Below are 16,968 nucleotides of genomic sequence, written 5' to 3' on the forward strand. Positions count from 1 at the left end.
GGTGTCTGCTACTGGTTGCGCGCTGCCTGGGCAGCCAGCTCGAGCCTGCTGACCAGGTCAGCAACCGGCAACTTGAACCGAGCGCCGGCTTGGCGAACAAGATCAACGACGAGCTCGATCCCCACATCTGATCGGTCTTCGGGGAGGACATCGAGATCGAACACCGCAGAGACCTTGCACCGCCCGTTACGGCGGGAAAGCTTCGGAGCCTCAACGGCGCCATCCATGTGCCATGCGAAAATCTCGACATAGACCGACTTGACCTTGCCGCTGTCAATGACTGCCTGAAGCGCGTTGTCGCTTTCGACGATCCCCTCCGCACGTTCAAACCCGCGCGCGATGTTAGGCGCACGGGCGGCGACCTCAGTGACACCCGGAACCGAGAAGATCACCTTGCCGTCGGCCCAATCTTGCTCAGGCTCTTCAGTCTCCGCCTCCAAGACCTCCATCAGATCAAGCCCCCGCTCCACCGGCTCAGGAACGGTCACCACACCAGCAGCGATCGCCTCCGCAGTGCGGTCCCGCCCGCTCGCCAAGAGCATCATTGCCGCAGCCAACTTCGCATCCCCGACATAGGAACAACCCGCGTCATCGACGATATCGACCACCGACACAGTCTCGAGCGTCCTGTCTAGGTGACCCCGAAAGTCCTTGAGCTGTCGCTTCGAGAACAGCCGCAGCATGTTGCGAAACATGGCGAGGTCGTCCGAATCATCGACACCTGTTGAGAGCAACTCCCACATGATTCGGGAGCGTGTTAATTGGGCCCTCATCAGATACAGCTCACGTACTGTCCGGGCGGGCAGTGCCCATGCCTTTTGGCATATTTCCAGATCAAACCAGGCTCCGCCATACGGGCAGGCTATCGGCGAATGGTTTCGGGAACGGGGCCGAGGACCATCCTCGGCCGAAGCGGCAGTCTCGGCCGACCGGGCTGACCTCTCGCTCGGGTCGTCTCGGTCGGCGTACAAATAGTGAGCCTCGGTAACGAATCGGGCAGAGTAAAGGGGTGACGACGGAGACGACGACGGAGTTCCGGTTCCGAGACATCGCGCTGGTGGCGTACGCGCCCTCGATCGTCAGTTCCATGGGGCACGGCGCGGTGATGCCGGTCCTGGCGCTTCGGGCCTCCGACCTGGGGGCGGACGCGTCGACGGCCGCGTTCGTGGTCGCGCTGCTCGGGATCGGGTCGCTGGCCACCTCGTTGCCCGCCGGGTCGTTGGTGGCCCGGATCGGCGAGCGGCGGACGCTGATGGGTGCCGGGGCTCTCGACGCGGTCGCGATGACCGTGGCGTTCCTCAGCAGCTCGGTCGCCGTGCTCGCCATCGCCGTGTTCGTGAGCGGGATGAGCTGGACGGCGTTCCTGATCGCGCGGCAGGGCTTCCTCATCGACGCGACCCCGCTCTCCCACCGGGCGCGGGCGATGTCGCTGCTGGGCGGGTCGTTCCGGCTCGGGGTCTTCGTCGGACCGCTGCTCGGCGCCGGGCTCATCCACGCCTTCGGCCTCCCCGTGGTCTTCCTGTTCGCGGCCGCGATGTCGCTGTGCTCGGCGGTGATCGGCGGCTGGATGCCCGAGCTCGGCCGGACTCGATCTCGCGAGCAGGGGCATCTGAGCGTACGCAGCGTGCTGTGGACCCACCGCCGAACCTTCGCCACGCTCGGGGTGGCGGTGGTGATCATCGGGATCTCCCGGTCCGTACGCACCGGCCTGCTCCCGCTCTGGGCCGACCACATCCATCTCGAGGCCTCGGTGGTCTCGCTGCTCTTCGCCGGGGCCGCGCTGGTCGACATCGCTCTCACCCTCCCCGGCGGCTGGCTGCTCGACCATCGCGGGCGCCAGGTCGTGGCGATCCCGGTGGTGCTCGCCGTCGGCCTCGGATGTCTGCTGCTCCCCCTCACCCACGACGCGCTCAGTCTGGGTGCCGTGATGGCGCTGATCGCCATCGGCAACGGCCTCGGCTCGGGCATCGTGATGACGCTCGGCGCCGATGCCGCACCGGAGGACGGACGAGCCCAGTTCCTCGGCGGCTGGCGGCTCTGCGGTGACCTCGGCGGCACCGGCGGGCCGCTCCTGGTCTCCGGTCTGGCCGCGGTCTTCTCGATCGCCGCCGCTCCGGTCGCACTCGGGCTCTTCTCGCTCGCCGGAGCGGTGTGGGTGGGCTACTGGACCGGCCGCGCCGACCGTACCCGACTACAGTCTCGGCTACGGGACGAGCGCACGTGAGAGCGCTTCGGCCAGGGCGGCCTCGTCACCAGTGACGGTCAGGTCGGCGGACCGCGGCGTCGTACGACCCCAGAGGAGCAGCGCCAGGTCACGAGCGGATCCGGTGACGGACACCTTCTGCACCGCGTTCGGAGCGCCGATCGCCCAGGTCTGGTCGATGTCGGTCGCGGTCAGCTCGATGCGGGTGACGACCTTTCGCGTGCGCTTCAGGGCGATCTGCCGCGGGTACATCACGGTCAGCACCTCATCGACCGTGTCGGCCCAGAGCTCCGGGGTGGCCTCCGGTGCGTCGAGCCCGAGCGCAGTACGGATGTCCCAGAGGTGGACCAGGGTCTCGTGCACCTGACGCCGGAACCAGAACGAGACCGGCCCACGGCCGTCCTCGGTCAGCCCGTTGAGGATCCGGCCGGTCGCCTCCGGCCCCAGCGCCGAGAGCGTCTCGCGCAACTCGGCCGCCTGCTCCTCATAGGCCACGACCAGGTCCAACGGCACCGGCAGCGGCTCCTCGTCCTCGCCGCGCGCCATCGCCGCCGCCCAGTGGTGCACGCCGGCCAGATGATCGGCCAGATCGCCGATCGACCAGTCGTCACAGGACGGAACCGGCACATCCGGGTCGGCCTGCTTCAGCGCGGCCGCGAACTCCGACTGCAGCGCACCAAGGGTCACGAAGTAGTCATCAGGCATTGGCACGACGCAGACCCTACCGACCGCGAAGGTCGCACACGGCCACCGAGGTAGTTCGGGACGTTCTCGCCCATTACTCGACAGTAGAGGGACCAGAACGTCCCGGACTACTTCTGGCGGGCGCGATGGGCAGCCGCTTTCACGCGGCTCTGGCAGCGGGTGGAGCAGAAGCGCCGGCCGGCGTTCTTGGAGGTGTCGACGAAGACGCGATCGCACGGGTCGGCCTGACAGACGCCGAGGCGGCCGGCCAGGTCGGAGCCGATCGCCAGCGCGAGGCCGGCGGCGATTCCCGCGCCCCAGCCGATGACGAGGCCGGGGTCACGGCCGTGGAAGTGCAGGGCCCAGCCTCCCCCGCGGGCCCGGTCGAGCTGTGGGACCGAGCCCATCTCGCGCATGAGCGCGTTGACCGCGGTGGCGGCGGTGTCGAGGTCGCCGCCGGACGCTGCCTCGAAAACGACGCGCAGGGACTCGGCGAGCGCAACCATGCCGTCGGCATCGGTCTCATCGACCTGGGGCTGGTAGTCGGGACGGGCCAGCAGGTCGCTGACGATCTGCGCCCGCCGGCCGGAGGGAGGGGTCTGCACCGGGCGGGTGCCGTCATGCCCCGGGGTCAGCGCGTTGACGAGCTTGCAGGCCTGCTCGGTCACCGTATGCACGTGACTGTCGAAATGTATTTGACCAGTCACGAGTTCGGGTCCTACGGTCTCAGCCATGACCGTCATTCAACCATTGATCAGTCACCGAGGCGCACGGTGGCCGCGATCCCTCGTCGTGCTGGTCATCGCCCGAGCGGTCAACCGGCTGGGTTCGTTCGCCATGGCCTTCATGGCGGTCGCCCTGGTCGAGGTGCATGGGGCCTCGCTCGCCACGGCCGGTGCGGTCGTGACGGCCTTCGGTGTCGCCACCATCCCGTCGAGGCTCCTCGGCGGCTGGATGGCCGACACGGTGGGCCGCCGGCCGACCATCGTCGCGGGCCTCGTCGCCTGCGCGGTGGCCCAGCTGGTCATCGCCGCGTCCCCTGGGATCGCCGGTGCACTGATCGGCGCGACGCTGCTCGGGCTGGCGTACGAGATCTACGAGCCCGCCTCCCAGGCGCTGATCGCGGAGTCGGTGGAGGTGGAGCGGCGACCGCAGGCGTACGGACTCTATGGCGCTGCGATGGCGGTCGCCGGTGTGGCGGCGGGAGCAGTGGCCGCCCTCGTGGGCGGCATCGACCTGCGTCTGCTCTTCGTCGCCGACGCGCTCACCTGCCTGTGCGCCGCGGTTCTCGTCCTCGCACTCGTGCGGGACACCACGGCTCGAGGTGTGCGCCGGCAGCGGTCCGGGCCGAGCCCCTGGCGTGACCGTCGGCTCCTGACGATGCTCGCGCTCGGCACCGGGTTCGCCACCGCATGGATTCTGAGCACGATCGCTCTCCCCCTCACCGTCTCCGCCCGCGGGCACGACGCCGCGGCCACCGGCTGGCTGCTCGTGGTCGCCGCGCTGACCACGATCGCCGGCCAGCGCCTGCTCCGCGGCGCCGCCGCTCGGCCCTTCACGCTCATCCGCTCGGGACTGGTCCTGATGGCAGTCGGCTTCGCCGTGATCGCGTACGCCGCACCGCTGCCGCTCCTCGCACTCGGCTCCGCGATCGTCGCCCTCGGCGAGGTGCTTCTGCTAGGCCCGCCGATCGCGCTCGTGGCCGGCTTGGCGGCCACAGACGGCTCGCGGGCGGGCTACCTGGCGGCCTACGGGACTTGCTGGGGGATCGCGCAGACGATCGGGCCGATGCTTGCCACCGGTCTGTTGTCACACGGGGTCCCGACGGTATGGCTCGCCGGCGCGTGCCTCTGCCTCGCTCTAGCAGTGGTCACCGCGCCGGTGGCGAGCGTGACGTTCACCGAGCTGCGTCGGTGAACGTCACGCCTCAGAGCACGCGGGCGAGGAACGCCTGGGTGCGTTCGTGCTGGGGGTTGCCGAGGACGTCGGCGGGGAGGCCCTCCTCGACGATCACGCCGCCGTCCATGAAGACGACCTTGTCGGCGACCTCGCGGGCGAAGCTCATCTCGTGGGTCACCACCATCATGGTCATGCCCTCGGCAGCCAGGTCCTTCATGACCGCCAGGACATCCCCGACGAGCTCGGGGTCCAGCGCGGAGGTCGGCTCGTCGAAGAGCATCATGTCGGGGTTCATCGACAGCGCCCGGGCGATGGCGACGCGCTGCTGCTGGCCACCGGAGAGGTGGGCCGGGTAGGCGTCGGCCTTGTCCGAGAGCCCGACCTTCTCCAGGTTGGCCCGAGCGATCTCCAGCGACTCGGCCTTACCGCGCTTGAGCACCTTCTGCTGCGAGACCGTCAGGTTGCGCAACACGGTCATGTGCGGGAACAGGTTGAACTGCTGGAAGACCATCCCGATCCGCGCGCGCAGCGCGTCTACGTCGGCGTCCGGATCGGTGATCTCGTCGCCCTCGACCAGGATCGTGCCGCTGGTCGGCTCCTCGAGCATGTTCACGCAGCGCAGCAGCGTCGACTTGCCGGACCCGGAGGGCCCGACCACGCAGACCACCTCACCCCGGCCGATGTGGAAGTCGATGCCCTTGAGCACCTCGTTGTCGCCGAAGTACTTGTGCAGCTGCCGTACGTCGATCGCGGCTGCGCCACGATCGGAGGTCGTCTGGGTCATCAGCGGGCCTTCCCGGACTTGGCTTCCATGCGGCGTACGACGATCGAGAGCGGCACTGTGATCATCAGGTAGCACAGCGCGATGGTGACCATCGGAGTCAGGTTCGCGTTGGCGTTCATGGCCTCGCGCCCGAACGCGGTGAGCTCGTACTCATCCAGCGACAGCCCGAGAATGTAGACCAGCGAGGAGTCCTTGGTAAGCAGGATCAGCTCGTTGGTCAGCGGCGGCAGGATCACCCGGAACGCCTGCGGCAGGACGATGGTGACCATCGCCCGGCTGTGCGTCATGCCCAGGGTGCGTGCCGCCTCGTACTGACCCTTCGGCACCGCCTGGATGCCGGCCCTGATCGTCTCGGCCATATAGGCGCCGCCGACCAGACCAAGCGCCAGCGTCACCGTGCCGAGGTTGCCGCCCGGGAGCTGCCGGCCGAAGGCGAGCGAGTAGCCGAGGCCCAGCACCAGGAAGACGACCAAAGCAGGCAAGCCACGGAAGAGCTCGATGACTCCGGTAGAGATCCACCGGTAGGGGCCCACGCTCGAGAGCCTCATCAATGCGAGCACGAGACCCAACGCCAGTCCGAACGCGAACCCGCAGGCGGTGTAGATGATCGTGTTCTTGAGCGCGATCACGATGACGTCGGGGAACTGCGCCGCCGCGATGTCGAGGTCGAAGAATGCCCGCCTGATCTCGCCCCAGTCGGCGATCAGCGCGATGCCGACGACCAGCAGCACCAAGATGGCGTACTGGATGTAACGGACGAGCGCCGCGCGCTTGCGCGGCGACATCCGCTTCTTGGGAACTACGGCCGCGCTACTCACTGCGCGGCAGCCTCCCCGAACCACTTGTTGTAGACCTTGTCATAGGCAGCCTTGTCGTTGATGCCCTTGTTGAGCACCTCGAGCAGCTTGTCGTTGCCGCCCTTCTTGACCGTGAAGCCGTACGCCTCACCGGTCTGGAACTCGCTGGTGATCTCCATGTCCGAGTTGGACTTCACGAAGTCGTAGAGCAGACCGTTGTCGTTGACGCCCGCGTCGGCCTTGCCGGACTTGACCGCCTGCATCATCAGCGCGGAGTCCTCGAGCGTGATGATCTTGGTGTCCTCGGGGGCGTTCTCCTTGACGTAGTCGGCGCCGGTGGTCGCCTCCTGGACCGCGATGGTCTTGCCGCCGAGGTCGTCGAGCGACGCGTAGCCCGCACCCTTCTTGGTCATCAGGGCCTGGGTCGCCTCGAAGTAGGGCTCGGTGAAGTCCATGACCTTCTCCCGCTCCTCGGTGATCGTCATCGCGCCAGCGGCGACGTCGCACTTGCCGGAGTTGAGGGCCTCACCGGAGACGATGGTCTCCCAGCCGATGTTGACGACCTCGGTCTCGAGCTTCTCGGCGTCGGCCGCGATCTTGAGCACGTCGATGTCGAAGCCGACGACCTCGCCGCCCTCGTTGAACTCGAACGGCTTGTAGGGAAGGTGCGTGCAGATGGTCAGGGTGTCGGCCTTGACCAGCTTCGCACCCGACGGGGAGGTGCCACCCTCGTCGCCGCCACCGCAGGCGGCGAGCGCCAGGCCGAGGACGGGAACGGTCAGGGCAGCAGCGAACTTCCGCAGATTCATGCGTGGCACTCTACGTGTCTTTGGCCACCGACGGCCCGCTACCCCTTGAGGTGGCGGGCCATCGTAGTGAGATCGTTCATCAACCGAGAATGTCGGCCCAGAACTCACAGTGGCTCGTCGCGGCCGTATCCACCGGGTGAACCCCAGCCTCACCAGGAGCCAGCTGAAGTACGTCGCCGGAATCCCGGAAGGCCGGCCAACGAGGCGCACCGGGTGCGACCGGACGACCGTGATGGGCGAACGAGGTCCAGTAGGCGACCATCGTGTCCGACAGCTTCTGCTGTCCTTCGTCGAGCTCTCCCAGGAGCCCGGGGAACAGGAACGTCAGCTCGGTGGCGTGCTCCGCACCCTCCTCGTAGCCCGGCAGGTCGATCAGCGGCGGTGCGCCCCGGTCGGCGAACTGGTAGGCGAAGACCGACACCCCGGCGGCCTCGAGCTTCGCGAACGCCTCCTGATGGGCGCAGGTGGACAGTGCACCGGCCGAGTCGGTACGGATCGCTGCCAGGGCGTGGCGCGGGTCGTCGTAGGCGCTCGCCGGGTAGAGGCCGAGAACGGCCTCGGCTGCGGGGCCGTAGGTGCTGCGTACGACCTGCTCGTACTTCTCCACCGTCATCGGCTGCGGATACTCGAGCCCGACGTAGAGCCGCATCTCGTCCAGGGTCGATCCGTGCAGCACCGGCACCCGGTTGAACCTTCCGGAGTCGATGGCATCGGGGTACGTCTGCGGCAGCACCCGCGGGTCGCCGACGACCGGTCCGGCGTTGAGCCCGGCCGCGGCGAAGGCCTCGATCAGCTCCATGACGGGGGTGGCTCGCAGGCAGGCGGCGACATCAGCCGCCTCTCCGCAGCCCACCGCGGCGGCGAGCCGCTGGCCCTCGGCCGCGGAGCCCGCGTCGCTGCGCGCGCCGGCCGCACAGCTCCCGCTCTGCGGGATCGCCTTGTGGAACAGTCCGGCGGCGGCCGGCGAGGCGATCTGGGCGCAGGTGTCGATCGACCCGGCCGACTCACCGAAGATCGTCACGTTGCCCCGGTTGCCACCGAAGGCGGCGATGTTGCGCTGCACCCAGCGCAGCGCAGCCTGCTGGTCGAGCAGCCCGTAGTTGCCGGACTCGTACGCCCCGTCCAACCCGGGATGCGCCAGCCAGCCGAGCGCGCCGAGGCGGTAGTTGACCGTCACGACCACCACGTCACCCTCGACGGCGAGCTTGCTCGCGTCGTAGCCGGAGCTGGAGCCGGTGGTGTTCCCGCCGCCGTGGAACCACACCATCACCGGCAGCTTCCGCTTCGCCGGCCGGTCGGGGGCGAACACGTTGAGGAACAGACAGTCCTCCTCGTAGGTCGTCGCGCCTCCGTACGCCGGGGCCTGCTGCGCACACTGGCTGCCCGGTTCGGTGGCGTCGCGCACTCCTGTCCACGAGTCAGCCGGCGCCGGGGCGCGCCAGCGGAGCCGGCCGACGGGCGGGGCGGCGTACGGGATCCCCTGGAACGTCCGGAAGCCGTCGTGGGCAACGCCCCGGACCGCTCCCTTGTCGGTCCGGACCACCGGTTCGGACGGTTCAGGCGGTTCGGGCGGGTCGGCCGCGGCGGCGGTGACGCCCGCCGTCGCGACCAGGGCTACGGCAAGGACCGGGACGAGAGCACGAAGTCTGAGCACCGATGTTCCTTTCGTCGACCGTCCGAACCTAGGGGTTGGCACCCTCGCCCGGCAGTGACAGAAGAACAGAAAGAAGACGTACGCAGCGCACAAATGCATCGAGCGCCGCCGCCCGGTCTGGGCGACAGCGCTCGGTGCTCAGGTCACACGTGAAGGGTGGATCTCGACCCGCAGTCGCGGCTTCGCAAGCTCAGCCGCGCGCTCGCTCGATCCCTTCGCGTTGTGACCCTGCTCGTTCCTCGCAGGGTCACAGGCTCAGGCCTCGTCCTCACCCGCCACGTTCTTGACGCGGTTGGGGTCGACCTGGACACCGGGGCCCATGGTGGTCGACACGGTGACCTTCTTCAGGTAGCGGCCCTTGGAGGAGGACGGCTTCAGACGAAGCACCTCCTCGAGAGCAGCGGCGTAGTTCTCAGCGAGCTGGGCCTCGGAGAAGGAGGCCTTGCCGATGATGAAGTGAAGGTTGGCGTGACGGTCGACCCGGAAGTCGATCTTGCCGCCCTTGATGTCGGACACGGCCTTGCCGGGGTCCGGGGTGACGGTGCCGGTCTTCGGGTTCGGCATGAGGCCACGGGGGCCGAGCACGCGGCCGAGGCGGCCGACCTTGCCCATCATGTCGGGGGTCGCGACGACGGCGTCGAAGTCGAGCCAGCCACCGGAGACCTTCTCGATGAGGTCGTCGCCACCGACGACGTCCGCGCCGGCCTCGCGAGCGGCCTCGGCCTTGTCCGGAGCAGCGGCGAAGACGATGACGCGCATCGTCTTACCGGTGCCGTGGGGCAGGCTGACGGTGCCGCGCACCATCTGGTCGGCCTTGCGGGGGTCGACGCCGAGACGCATGACGACGTCAACGGTCTCGTCGAACTTCTTCTTGCTGGAGGACTTGGCGATCTTGATCGCGGCCAGCGGGGCGTAGAGCTCGTTCTTGTCGAACGTCTCTTCCGCCGCGCGGTAGGTCTTGCTGCGCTGCATGGTGATTCCTTCGGTAGTTAAGAGGAGATGTGGTTAGCGAGCCAGCGCGGCTCTCCCACGGTCAGTCGGTGGTGACGCCCATGGAGCGGGCGGTGCCCTCGACGATCTTCATCGCGGCGTCGATGTCCTCCGCGTTGAGGTCGGGCAGCTTGGTGGTCGCGATCTCGCGCACCTGGTCCTTGGTCAGCTTGCCGACCTTGTCCTTGTGCGGGACGGACGAGCCCTTCTTGAGGCCGGCGGCCTTCTTGATCAGCTCAGCGGCCGGCGGGGTCTTGGTGATGAAGGTGAAGCTGCGGTCCTCGTAGATGGTGATCTCGACGGGGATCACGTTGCCGCGCATGGCTTCGGTCTGGGCGTTGTACGCCTTGCAGAACTCCATGATGTTGACGCCGTGCGGACCGAGCGCGGTACCGACGGGCGGGGCCGGGGTCGCGGCACCGGCCTGCAGCTGCACCTTGACGAGCGCTGCGATCTTCTTCTTCGGAGGCATTCTTGAGATCTCTTCCTTCTCGTGGTCATGACGAAGCCGCTTGTACGTTGCGGCCTCTGCCACCTGCTGTGTTGCTCTCGCAACTGGTCAATTGTCCGTGATCCGTCCGGCTTCACGAAATCAGCGGGGGCGGCCCACTGAGTGGGACCCCCTGAGTGACGGCCACCACTCCCCTTGGCATACTCCCCCGGGGATTTACAAAGGGAGCTGAATTGTTCAATCGACGTCTGTCCATGTTCGCCGCGCTCGTGCCGCTGGCCGCGCTCTCGGCGGGATGGACCGCCGCCGCCACCGGCACCGGGTTCGATCCGATCGAACCCGTGACGCTGCCCGGTGGCGAGACCCTGGTGACGTCGGCGATCGAGCAGCCTGCGAGCGTCACCAAGCCCGCGCCGGCACAAGGGGCTCGCAAGGGCGCCCGAACCGGCACGATCGCCGTCGCGATGGCGCAGGGAAGCGACATCCCGATGTCTGCACTGGCCGCCTACCAGCGCGCGGCCGCCGTCGTCACCACCGCCGACCGGGCCTGTGCCCTCGACTGGACGCTGCTCGCCGCCGTCGGGATGGTCGAGTCCGACCACGGGCGCCTGAAGAGCAGCCGGCTCGACGACTCGGGCAAGGCCACGCCTCCGATCTACGGTCCCGCACTGACCGCTCCCGCTGGCGACCCCGCACCCGACACCGACGCCGGTGCCGTCGACAAGCTCACCAGCGGCGACCGGGCCGTCGGGCCGATGCAGTTCATCCCCTCGACCTGGCCATTGGTGGCCGTCGACGGGGACGGCGACGGCGTACGCGACCCGCAGGACATCGACGACGCCGCGCTCGCCGCCGCCGTCTACCTCTGCTCCGGCGACGAGGACGTCTCCACCGACGCGGGGAAGAAGGCCTCGCTCACCCGCTACAACCGCAGCGAGGCGTACGTCTCCACCGTCCTGAAGATCGCCAAGGGCTACGCCGACAGCCCCTACGGCGGCGACGACGTCGAGCTCGCCGCCGCGCCCGCGCACGCCGAGCCGAAACCTGGCCGCCCGGGACAGAATGCGGCGAAGAAGGCCGACCAGAAGCCCGGGAAGAAGAAGCCCCCCGCCGTCACCCCGAAGCCGAGCTCGGGCGCCCGGCCGTCGAACCAGCCGAGCCCGACCCCCTCGACGGCCCCGAGCCCCAGCCCCACCCCGACCGATGACGGCAGCTGGGCCTCGATCTCCGAGCGCCGCGGCATCTGTGCCGCCGAGCTCTCCTCCCGCTTCCCCGACCTCGCGCCGGGCTGGGACACCAACCGCGCCATCGACGCCTGTGGCGTCCGGCTGCTCGGCAGGACCGTCACCGAGACCAAGGCTGACGTCCCCGGGGTCGTCACCGACATCACCGGGTACGTCGAGTGGCTGATCAAGACGCTGCCCTGATCAGACCGTCGGTCGAGCGTCGGCCACGCCTGCAACTTCCCTGCATCTGCACGGTTGTCGCATCGTCTTCGCAGGTCGGGGCCACAATTTCCACACACATGAACGGAAGTGGCAACCCCTGGCCGACGCAGGTCGGCCGGCGATCAGTTTCCCTTGCACACAGCCAACGCGTCCTCGGCCTTCGTCACCGCACCCTCGGCCTCCTCGAGCTTCTCCTCCGCAGCCGCCACAGCCTCCTCGGCCTTGGCCGCCTTGGCGGTGAGGTCGGCAGCCTTCGCCGTGGCCTCCGCAGACTTCGCCATGATGTCGGCGAACGCAGCAGCATCCTCAGCGCTGGTGCCCATACTCGCGGCGTCAGCCGCTTCGCCGACCTTGTCCGCTTCCGCTCCCGCCTTCTCAGCTGCGGCGGACGCCTTGGTGAGCACTGCTTCCAGGGTCTTGACCTCGGCCTGCAGCGGCACGACTGCCGCCTCTGCGGTCTTGACCGCCGCCTCCTCCTCGAGGCATGAGGCTGCGCCCGGCTCTGATCCGGCACCGCACGCGGCAAGGAGGGGCATGGTGACGGCGGCGAGCGACACCGCGATCCGAGTCCTGATAGGTACGTTCATCGTGGCTCTCCTTCAATCTGGCGACGGCATCGATCGGCGACAGTTCGCCGCCTGCCGGCCTCCCCGAGACGTCGCCGCCCGGCAGCGTCCCAGGCCACGGGGATGCTAATCGGCATCCACCCGCGCCGCATTGGCAAAAACAGACGTTCCGCGCGGTCGACTCCTGCGCCATCCGACGGGCATCAAATGCCGAATGCCCGGGCCTCGGCCCGGGCATTCGTTCGTGTCTGAGCTCGCTCAGACTTTTTCGATCTGGTTGAACGAGAGCTCGACGGGGGTCTCGCGGCCGAAGATCTCGACGAGCGCCTTGACGCGCTGGGACTCGGCGTTGAGCTCGGTGATGGTCGCGTGAAGCGTGGCGAAGGGGCCGTCGACGACGGTGACCGAGTCGCCCTCGGCGAAGTCGACGACCTCGACGGGCTTCTTGGCGGTGCCGGTGGCGCCGGAGCTTGCAGTCGCGGCCTCACCAGCAGCGGCAGCCTCGGCCTCGGCCTGGGCGACGACGGCGGGGGCGAGCATGTTCTCGACCTCGGTCATCGACAGCGGGACCGGCTGGTGGCTGTGGCCGACGAAGCCGGTGACCGACGGGGTGTGGCGTACGGCGGCCCAGGACTCGTCGGTGAGGTCCATCCGGACCAGCACGTAACCCGGGAGAACGGTGCGCTTGACCATCTTGCGCTGGCCGTTCTTGATCTCCGGGACCTCCTCGGTGGGGACCACGATCTCGTGGATGTAGTCCTCCATGTTGAGGGAGACGATGCGGTTCTCCAGGTTGGACTTCACCCGGTTCTCCATGCCGGAGTAGGTGTGGATCACGAACCAGTCGCCCGGCTTGGCCCACAGCTCACGGCGGAACGCCTCGAGCGGGTCGTCGTCAGCGGCCTCGGGGGCCTCGCCCTCGACGATCTCGTCGAAGGAATCCTCGGCCTCGACAGCGTCACCGGACTCGTCGGCCTCGTCGAGCTCAGCCTCTGCAGGCACGTCGGAGGCGGCCTCGGCCGTCTCGAGGACCTCGGTCTCCTCGGTGTAGTCCTGCTCAGACACGTCCTGCTCCAAACCGTTGATTGTGTGTATCGGGTGTGTTCCGCGGGCCGGGGCCCACGCGATCACGCGTCGCGGCCGCCGAACACCCAGAACATCAACTTGCCGAACCCGAGGTCAAGGCCCGCGACGATCGCCATCATGACCAGGACGAAGACCAGAACCACGATGAAGTACGTCGTGAGCTGCTGCTGCGTCGGCCAGACGACCTTGCGGAGCTCGGCCACGACCTGGCGGTAGAACGTCGGGAGACTGGTGCGCTTCTCCGTCTTCTTGTCGTTCGGAGTCGGGACTGCCTTGCTGTCCGTCACGCCGCCACCTTCTCTCGAAAACGTTTCCATCGCTGGTCCGGCTTTGCAGGGCACGAGGGACTTGAACCCCCAACCTTCGGTTTTGGAGACCGATGCTCTGCCAGTTGAGCTAGTGCCCTACGGAGGTCTGCATCAGACGCGCGGTTGAGGGCGCAACTGACCATGTGGGAAGACCACCAACGGTGAGTCTACGCACGCGGCTCAGCACGTTCCAAACCGGGACCCCTTGACCCATAGGATTGCTGGCATGACCTCAGATCCCCGTCCCCTCGCCGAGCTCTCGCGCGAGGAACTCGAAGCGTTCGCAACGGAGCAGCGCACGGCGTACGACACCTTGGTGGCCAAGGGCCTGAAGCTGGACCTGACCCGGGGCAAGCCCTCCGCGGACCAGCTCAACCTCTCCGACGGCCTGCTCCATCTCCCCAAGGCGACGACCGCCCCGGACGGTACCGACACGCGCAATTACGGCGGCCTGGCGGGCGGCATCGAGATCCGCGAGATCTACGCCGAGCTGCTCGGCCTGGACACCGACCAGCTCATCGCCGGCGGCAACTCGAGCCTCACGATGATGCGCGACACGCTGATGTACCTGTGGCTTCACGGTGGCGTCGACAGCGAGCGGCCGTGGGGCCAGGAGGAGACGGTCAAGTTCGTCTGCCCGGTGCCGGGCTACGACCGCCACTTCACGCTCCTGGAGTGGTTCGGGATCGAGATGGTGACCGTGCCGATGCACGCCGACGGGCCCGATGCCGACGCCGTCGCCGCCCTGGTCAAGGACGACCCCACGTTCAAGGGCATGTGGCTGGTCCCCACCTACGCCAACCCGACCGGCGACACCACCTCGCAGGAGATCGCCGAGCGGCTCACCTCGATGCCGACCGCGGCTCCCGACTTCAAGATCTTCTGGGACAACGCCTACGCGCTGCACCACCTGACCCCGGCCGAGACCAAAACCGCCGACGTCGTCTCGCTGGCCAACGCCGCCGGCAACCCCCACCGTCCGCTGGTCTTCGCCTCGACCTCCAAGGTCACCTACGCGGGTGCCGGAGTCGGCTTCTTCGGCGGCTCGAAGGAGAACGTCGCCTGGTGGCTCGACCACCTCAGCCACGGCGCGATCGGCCCCGACAAGGTCAACCACCTGCGGCACGCGGAGTTCTTCGGCTCCGCCACCGGCGTACGCGAGCACATGGCCAAGCACCGCGACCTGCTCGCGCCGCGGTTCGCGGCCGTCGAGGACGCGCTCACCGACCAGCTCGGCGCGCTCGGCGTGGCGACCTGGACCAAGCCCGCCGGCGGCTACTTCGTCAGCCTCGACGTGCTCCCGGGCACCGCGACCCGGGTGATCGAGCTGGCCAAGGGCGCCGGCGTCGCGCTGACCCCGGCCGGTTCGGCGTTCCCCGGCAAGGTCGACCCCGAGGACACCAACATCCGGCTGGCGCCGTCCTTCCCGCCGTTGGAGCAGGTCAGCGGGGCCATGGAGGTCGTCACTGTGTGCGTGAAGCTGGCCGCTGCGGAGAAGCTGCTCGCGTGACTTCTGTGTCTGTCGAGGCCCGACGCGACCTACGTACGCTGCCGAAGGCGCATCTGCACCTGCACTTCACGGGTGCGATGCGCCACGAGACCCTGCTCGAGCTGGCCACCCGCGACGGGATCCGGCTGCCCGAGCAGCTGGTCGCGGACTGGCCGCCGACGCTGAGCGCGGCCGACGAGAAGGGCTGGTTCAGGTTCCAGCGTCTCTATGACGTGGCGCGCTCGGTGCTGCGCACCGAGGCGGACATCCGGCGGCTGGTCATGGAGGTCGCCGAGGACGACGTACGCGACGGCGGCAGGTGGCTCGAGATCCAGGTCGACCCGTCGGGCTATGCGGCGAAGTTCGGCGGGATCACGGCCTTCACCGACCTGGTGCTCTCGGCCGTCGGCGACGCGGAGCGGGCGACCGGGCTCGGGATCGCGGTGATCATCGCCTCCAACCGCACCCGGCACCCGATGGACGCGCGCACGCTGGCGCGTCTAGCCGCGCAGTACGTCGACCACGGCGTGGTCGGCTTCGGGCTCTCCAACGACGAGCGGCGCGGACGTACCGAGGAGTTCGACCACGCCTTCCAGATCGCCGAGCGGGCCGGTCTGCGGCTGATGCCGCACGGCGGTGAGCTGCGCGGGCCCGAGCACATCCGCACCGTGCTGCGGTCGCTGCACGCGACCCGGCTGGGTCACGGCGTACGCGCTGCCGAGGATCCGGCGCTGCTCGACGAGATCGTGCGCGCGGGCGTCGCTCTGGAGGTCTGCCCGACCTCCAACGTGTCGCTCGGCGTCTACTCCGACCTGACCTCGGTGCCGCTGCCGCAGCTGCTCGACGCAGGGGCGACCGTGGCGCTGGGGGCCGATGACCCGCTGCTGTTCGGGTCCCGGCTTGCAGCGCAGTACGCCACCATGCGGGCCGCTCACGAGCTCACCGACGAGACCCTCGCCGACCTGGCGCGGATGTCGATCACCGCCTCGACCGCGCCCGAGTCGACCAAGAAAGCTCTGCTCGCCGAGATCGACGACTGGCTCAGCGCGCCCTCGCAACCCACGGATCCGGCAAGTTAAGACAGAATGTCGGCCATGACGAACCCGTCCGACGATCAGCCCGATCCCAACAAGCCGGCCGACGCCTCCACTCCGCCTCCGCCGACCCCTTCCGAGCCGACTCCCGCCGAGCCGACTCAGGCCGACGAGACCCAGGTGGCGACTCCGCCTGCGTCGACTCCGCCTGCGTCGACGCCGCCGGCGCCGACCCAGCCGATGTACGGCCAGACCTACGGTGAGCAGCCGCCCAACCCCTACGGCGGCGCGACGTTCGACCAGAAGCCGCCGGTCCCGCCGACGGCCGGCTACGGGCAGACGCCTCCGCCGCCCGCCTACGGCGGTCAGCCGAACTACGGTGGTCAGCCGGGCTACGGCCAGGCGCCCTACGGTGCTCCGGCTGCGTACGCCGGTCCGGTCGGCACCCCTGACTCGGGGGCGACCACGGCGATGGTCCTCGGCATCGTCGGGCTCGTGGGGTCATTCCTCTGTGGTCTCCCCATCGTCCTCTCGCCGTTCGCCCTGTTCATGGGTCTCTCCGCCAAGAAGCGGATCGACGCGTCGGCCGGTGCCCTGACCGGCCGCGGCAACGCGCAGGCGGGCTTCATCCTCGGCATCATCGGCACCGTCCTGATGGTCCTGAGCATCCTTCTGATCGTCGTCATCGTGATCATCGGCGTCAGCGGCGGGTTCGACGACCCGGGCTACGACAGCGGCTACGAGACCTACGACAGCGAGTTCTGAG

18 protein-coding genes and 1 tRNA gene are annotated in these 16,968 nt (G+C 68.5%); 6 read left to right on the top strand and 13 right to left on the bottom strand.

Translation table 11 applies throughout. The features are described 5' to 3' along the window. Positions 1 to 8 precede the first annotated feature (8 nt). Positions 9 to 743 (bottom strand): hypothetical protein, encoded by a 735-nt coding sequence (locus ABZY89_RS14250; protein WP_355228105.1) that lies wholly within the window; start codon positions 741 to 743, stop codon positions 9 to 11. Positions 744 to 1,009: 266 nt separating this feature from the next. Here ABZY89_RS14250 and ABZY89_RS14255 point away from each other — a divergent pair, with 266 nt between their 5' ends. Continuing rightward, positions 1,010 to 2,224, top strand: a complete 1,215-nt coding sequence (locus ABZY89_RS14255) for an MFS transporter (RefSeq protein ID WP_355228107.1) — start codon at positions 1,010 to 1,012, stop codon at positions 2,222 to 2,224. Here the strand turns inward: ABZY89_RS14255 and ABZY89_RS14260 are convergent. Continuing rightward, positions 2,204 to 2,908 (bottom strand): maleylpyruvate isomerase family mycothiol-dependent enzyme, encoded by a 705-nt coding sequence (locus ABZY89_RS14260; RefSeq protein WP_355228263.1) that lies wholly within the window; start codon positions 2,906 to 2,908, stop codon positions 2,204 to 2,206. The two genes, ABZY89_RS14255 and ABZY89_RS14260, sit on opposite strands and share 21 nt — an antisense overlap. Positions 2,909 to 3,015: 107 nt before the next feature. Then, positions 3,016 to 3,555, bottom strand: coding sequence for a CGNR zinc finger domain-containing protein (locus ABZY89_RS14265; protein WP_355228109.1), 540 nt, complete (start codon positions 3,553 to 3,555; stop codon positions 3,016 to 3,018). A gap of 64 nt (positions 3,556 to 3,619) precedes the next feature. On the opposite strand from ABZY89_RS14265, the gene ABZY89_RS14270 reads away from it, so the two are divergent. Further along, a complete protein-coding gene (locus ABZY89_RS14270) occupies positions 3,620 to 4,804 on the top strand; it encodes an MFS transporter (RefSeq protein ID WP_355228111.1) in 1,185 nt (394 codons plus the stop codon). A gap of 10 nt (positions 4,805 to 4,814) precedes the next feature. Here the strand turns inward: ABZY89_RS14270 and ABZY89_RS14275 are convergent, their stop codons facing one another. The 6 genes from ABZY89_RS14275 to rplK form a co-directional block, all read right to left on the bottom strand. After that, on the bottom strand, positions 4,815 to 5,570 hold the full coding sequence (locus ABZY89_RS14275; RefSeq protein ID WP_355228113.1) for an amino acid ABC transporter ATP-binding protein: 756 nt from the start codon (positions 5,568 to 5,570) through the stop codon (positions 4,815 to 4,817). Further along, a complete protein-coding gene (locus tag ABZY89_RS14280; protein ID WP_355228115.1) occupies positions 5,570 to 6,388 on the bottom strand; it encodes an amino acid ABC transporter permease in 819 nt (272 codons plus the stop codon). The genes ABZY89_RS14275 and ABZY89_RS14280 overlap by 1 nt, the downstream gene beginning before the upstream one ends. After that, complete coding sequence (locus ABZY89_RS14285) at positions 6,385 to 7,176, bottom strand: transporter substrate-binding domain-containing protein (protein WP_355228117.1); 792 nt, start codon at positions 7,174 to 7,176, stop codon at positions 6,385 to 6,387. Before ABZY89_RS14285 ends, ABZY89_RS14280 begins: the two co-directional genes overlap by 4 nt. Before the next feature lie 79 nt (positions 7,177 to 7,255). After that, on the bottom strand, positions 7,256 to 8,830 hold the full coding sequence (locus ABZY89_RS14290; protein ID WP_355228119.1) for a carboxylesterase family protein: 1,575 nt from the start codon (positions 8,828 to 8,830) through the stop codon (positions 7,256 to 7,258). Between the two features lie 255 nt (positions 8,831 to 9,085). Continuing rightward, entirely contained in the window at positions 9,086 to 9,802 is a 717-nt protein-coding gene (gene rplA / locus ABZY89_RS14295) for a 50S ribosomal protein L1 (protein ID WP_355228121.1), read from the bottom strand. Positions 9,803 to 9,863: 61 nt separating this feature from the next. Beyond that, a complete protein-coding gene (gene rplK, locus ABZY89_RS14300; RefSeq protein WP_141802520.1) occupies positions 9,864 to 10,292 on the bottom strand; it encodes a 50S ribosomal protein L11 in 429 nt (142 codons plus the stop codon). Positions 10,293 to 10,504: 212 nt separating this feature from the next. Here rplK and ABZY89_RS14305 point away from each other — a divergent pair, with 212 nt between their 5' ends. Then, positions 10,505 to 11,698: a lytic murein transglycosylase gene (locus tag ABZY89_RS14305; protein ID WP_355228123.1), complete on the top strand. Its 1,194-nt coding sequence runs from the start codon at positions 10,505 to 10,507 to the stop codon at positions 11,696 to 11,698. Positions 11,699 to 11,841: 143 nt separating this feature from the next. Here ABZY89_RS14305 and ABZY89_RS14310 read toward each other — a convergent pair whose 3' ends face one another. From ABZY89_RS14310 to ABZY89_RS14325, 4 genes are all read right to left on the bottom strand, one after another. Beyond that, positions 11,842 to 12,306: a hypothetical protein gene (locus ABZY89_RS14310; RefSeq protein WP_355228125.1), complete on the bottom strand. Its 465-nt coding sequence runs from the start codon at positions 12,304 to 12,306 to the stop codon at positions 11,842 to 11,844. Between the two features lie 237 nt (positions 12,307 to 12,543). After that, a complete protein-coding gene (nusG, locus tag ABZY89_RS14315; RefSeq protein WP_355228127.1) occupies positions 12,544 to 13,350 on the bottom strand; it encodes a transcription termination/antitermination protein NusG in 807 nt (268 codons plus the stop codon). A gap of 62 nt (positions 13,351 to 13,412) precedes the next feature. Continuing rightward, on the bottom strand, positions 13,413 to 13,688 hold the full coding sequence (gene secE / locus ABZY89_RS14320) for a preprotein translocase subunit SecE (protein WP_160025598.1): 276 nt from the start codon (positions 13,686 to 13,688) through the stop codon (positions 13,413 to 13,415). A gap of 16 nt (positions 13,689 to 13,704) precedes the next feature. Continuing rightward, positions 13,705 to 13,777, bottom strand: a tRNA-Trp gene (locus ABZY89_RS14325). A 128-nt stretch (positions 13,778 to 13,905) separates the two neighbouring features. On the opposite strand from ABZY89_RS14325, the gene ABZY89_RS14330 reads away from it, so the two are divergent. Genes ABZY89_RS14330 through ABZY89_RS14340 form a run of 3 tightly spaced genes read left to right on the top strand, consistent with a single transcriptional unit; the run spans position 13,906 to position 16,967 of the window. After that, on the top strand, positions 13,906 to 15,189 hold the full coding sequence (locus ABZY89_RS14330; protein WP_355228129.1) for an aminotransferase class I/II-fold pyridoxal phosphate-dependent enzyme: 1,284 nt from the start codon (positions 13,906 to 13,908) through the stop codon (positions 15,187 to 15,189). Next, entirely contained in the window at positions 15,186 to 16,247 is a 1,062-nt protein-coding gene (locus tag ABZY89_RS14335) for an adenosine deaminase (protein ID WP_355228131.1), read from the top strand. The genes ABZY89_RS14330 and ABZY89_RS14335 overlap by 4 nt, the downstream gene beginning before the upstream one ends. A gap of 15 nt (positions 16,248 to 16,262) precedes the next feature. Then, positions 16,263 to 16,967, top strand: coding sequence for a DUF4190 domain-containing protein (locus tag ABZY89_RS14340; RefSeq protein ID WP_355228133.1), 705 nt, complete (start codon positions 16,263 to 16,265; stop codon positions 16,965 to 16,967). The last annotated feature ends 1 nt before the right edge of the window (position 16,968 follow it).

The sequence above is a fragment of the Nocardioides sp. NPDC006303 genome (assembly GCF_040613175.1).
Classification (GTDB): domain Bacteria; phylum Actinomycetota; class Actinomycetes; order Propionibacteriales; family Nocardioidaceae; genus Nocardioides.

What these genes read in the sequence shown, in the direction of transcription:
- ABZY89_RS14250 (WP_355228105.1), bottom strand. Translation starts at nt 743, where the DNA reads ATGTGGGAGTTGCTCTCAACAGGTGTCGATGATTCGGACGACCTCGCC.
- ABZY89_RS14260 (WP_355228263.1), bottom strand. Translation starts at nt 2,908, where the DNA reads ATGCCTGATGACTACTTCGTGACCCTTGGTGCGCTGCAGTCGGAGTTC.
- ABZY89_RS14270 (WP_355228111.1), top strand. Translation starts at nt 3,620, where the DNA reads ATGACCGTCATTCAACCATTGATCAGTCACCGAGGCGCACGGTGGCCG.
- ABZY89_RS14275 (WP_355228113.1), bottom strand. Translation starts at nt 5,570, where the DNA reads ATGACCCAGACGACCTCCGATCGTGGCGCAGCCGCGATCGACGTACGG.
- ABZY89_RS14285 (WP_355228117.1), bottom strand. Translation starts at nt 7,176, where the DNA reads ATGAATCTGCGGAAGTTCGCTGCTGCCCTGACCGTTCCCGTCCTCGGC.
- rplA (WP_355228121.1), bottom strand. Translation starts at nt 9,802, where the DNA reads ATGCAGCGCAGCAAGACCTACCGCGCGGCGGAAGAGACGTTCGACAAG.
- rplK (WP_141802520.1), bottom strand. Translation starts at nt 10,292, where the DNA reads ATGCCTCCGAAGAAGAAGATCGCAGCGCTCGTCAAGGTGCAGCTGCAG.
- ABZY89_RS14310 (WP_355228125.1), bottom strand. Translation starts at nt 12,306, where the DNA reads ATGAACGTACCTATCAGGACTCGGATCGCGGTGTCGCTCGCCGCCGTC.
- secE (WP_160025598.1), bottom strand. Translation starts at nt 13,688, where the DNA reads ATGGAAACGTTTTCGAGAGAAGGTGGCGGCGTGACGGACAGCAAGGCA.
- ABZY89_RS14330 (WP_355228129.1), top strand. Translation starts at nt 13,906, where the DNA reads ATGACCTCAGATCCCCGTCCCCTCGCCGAGCTCTCGCGCGAGGAACTC.
- ABZY89_RS14340 (WP_355228133.1), top strand. Translation starts at nt 16,263, where the DNA reads ATGACGAACCCGTCCGACGATCAGCCCGATCCCAACAAGCCGGCCGAC.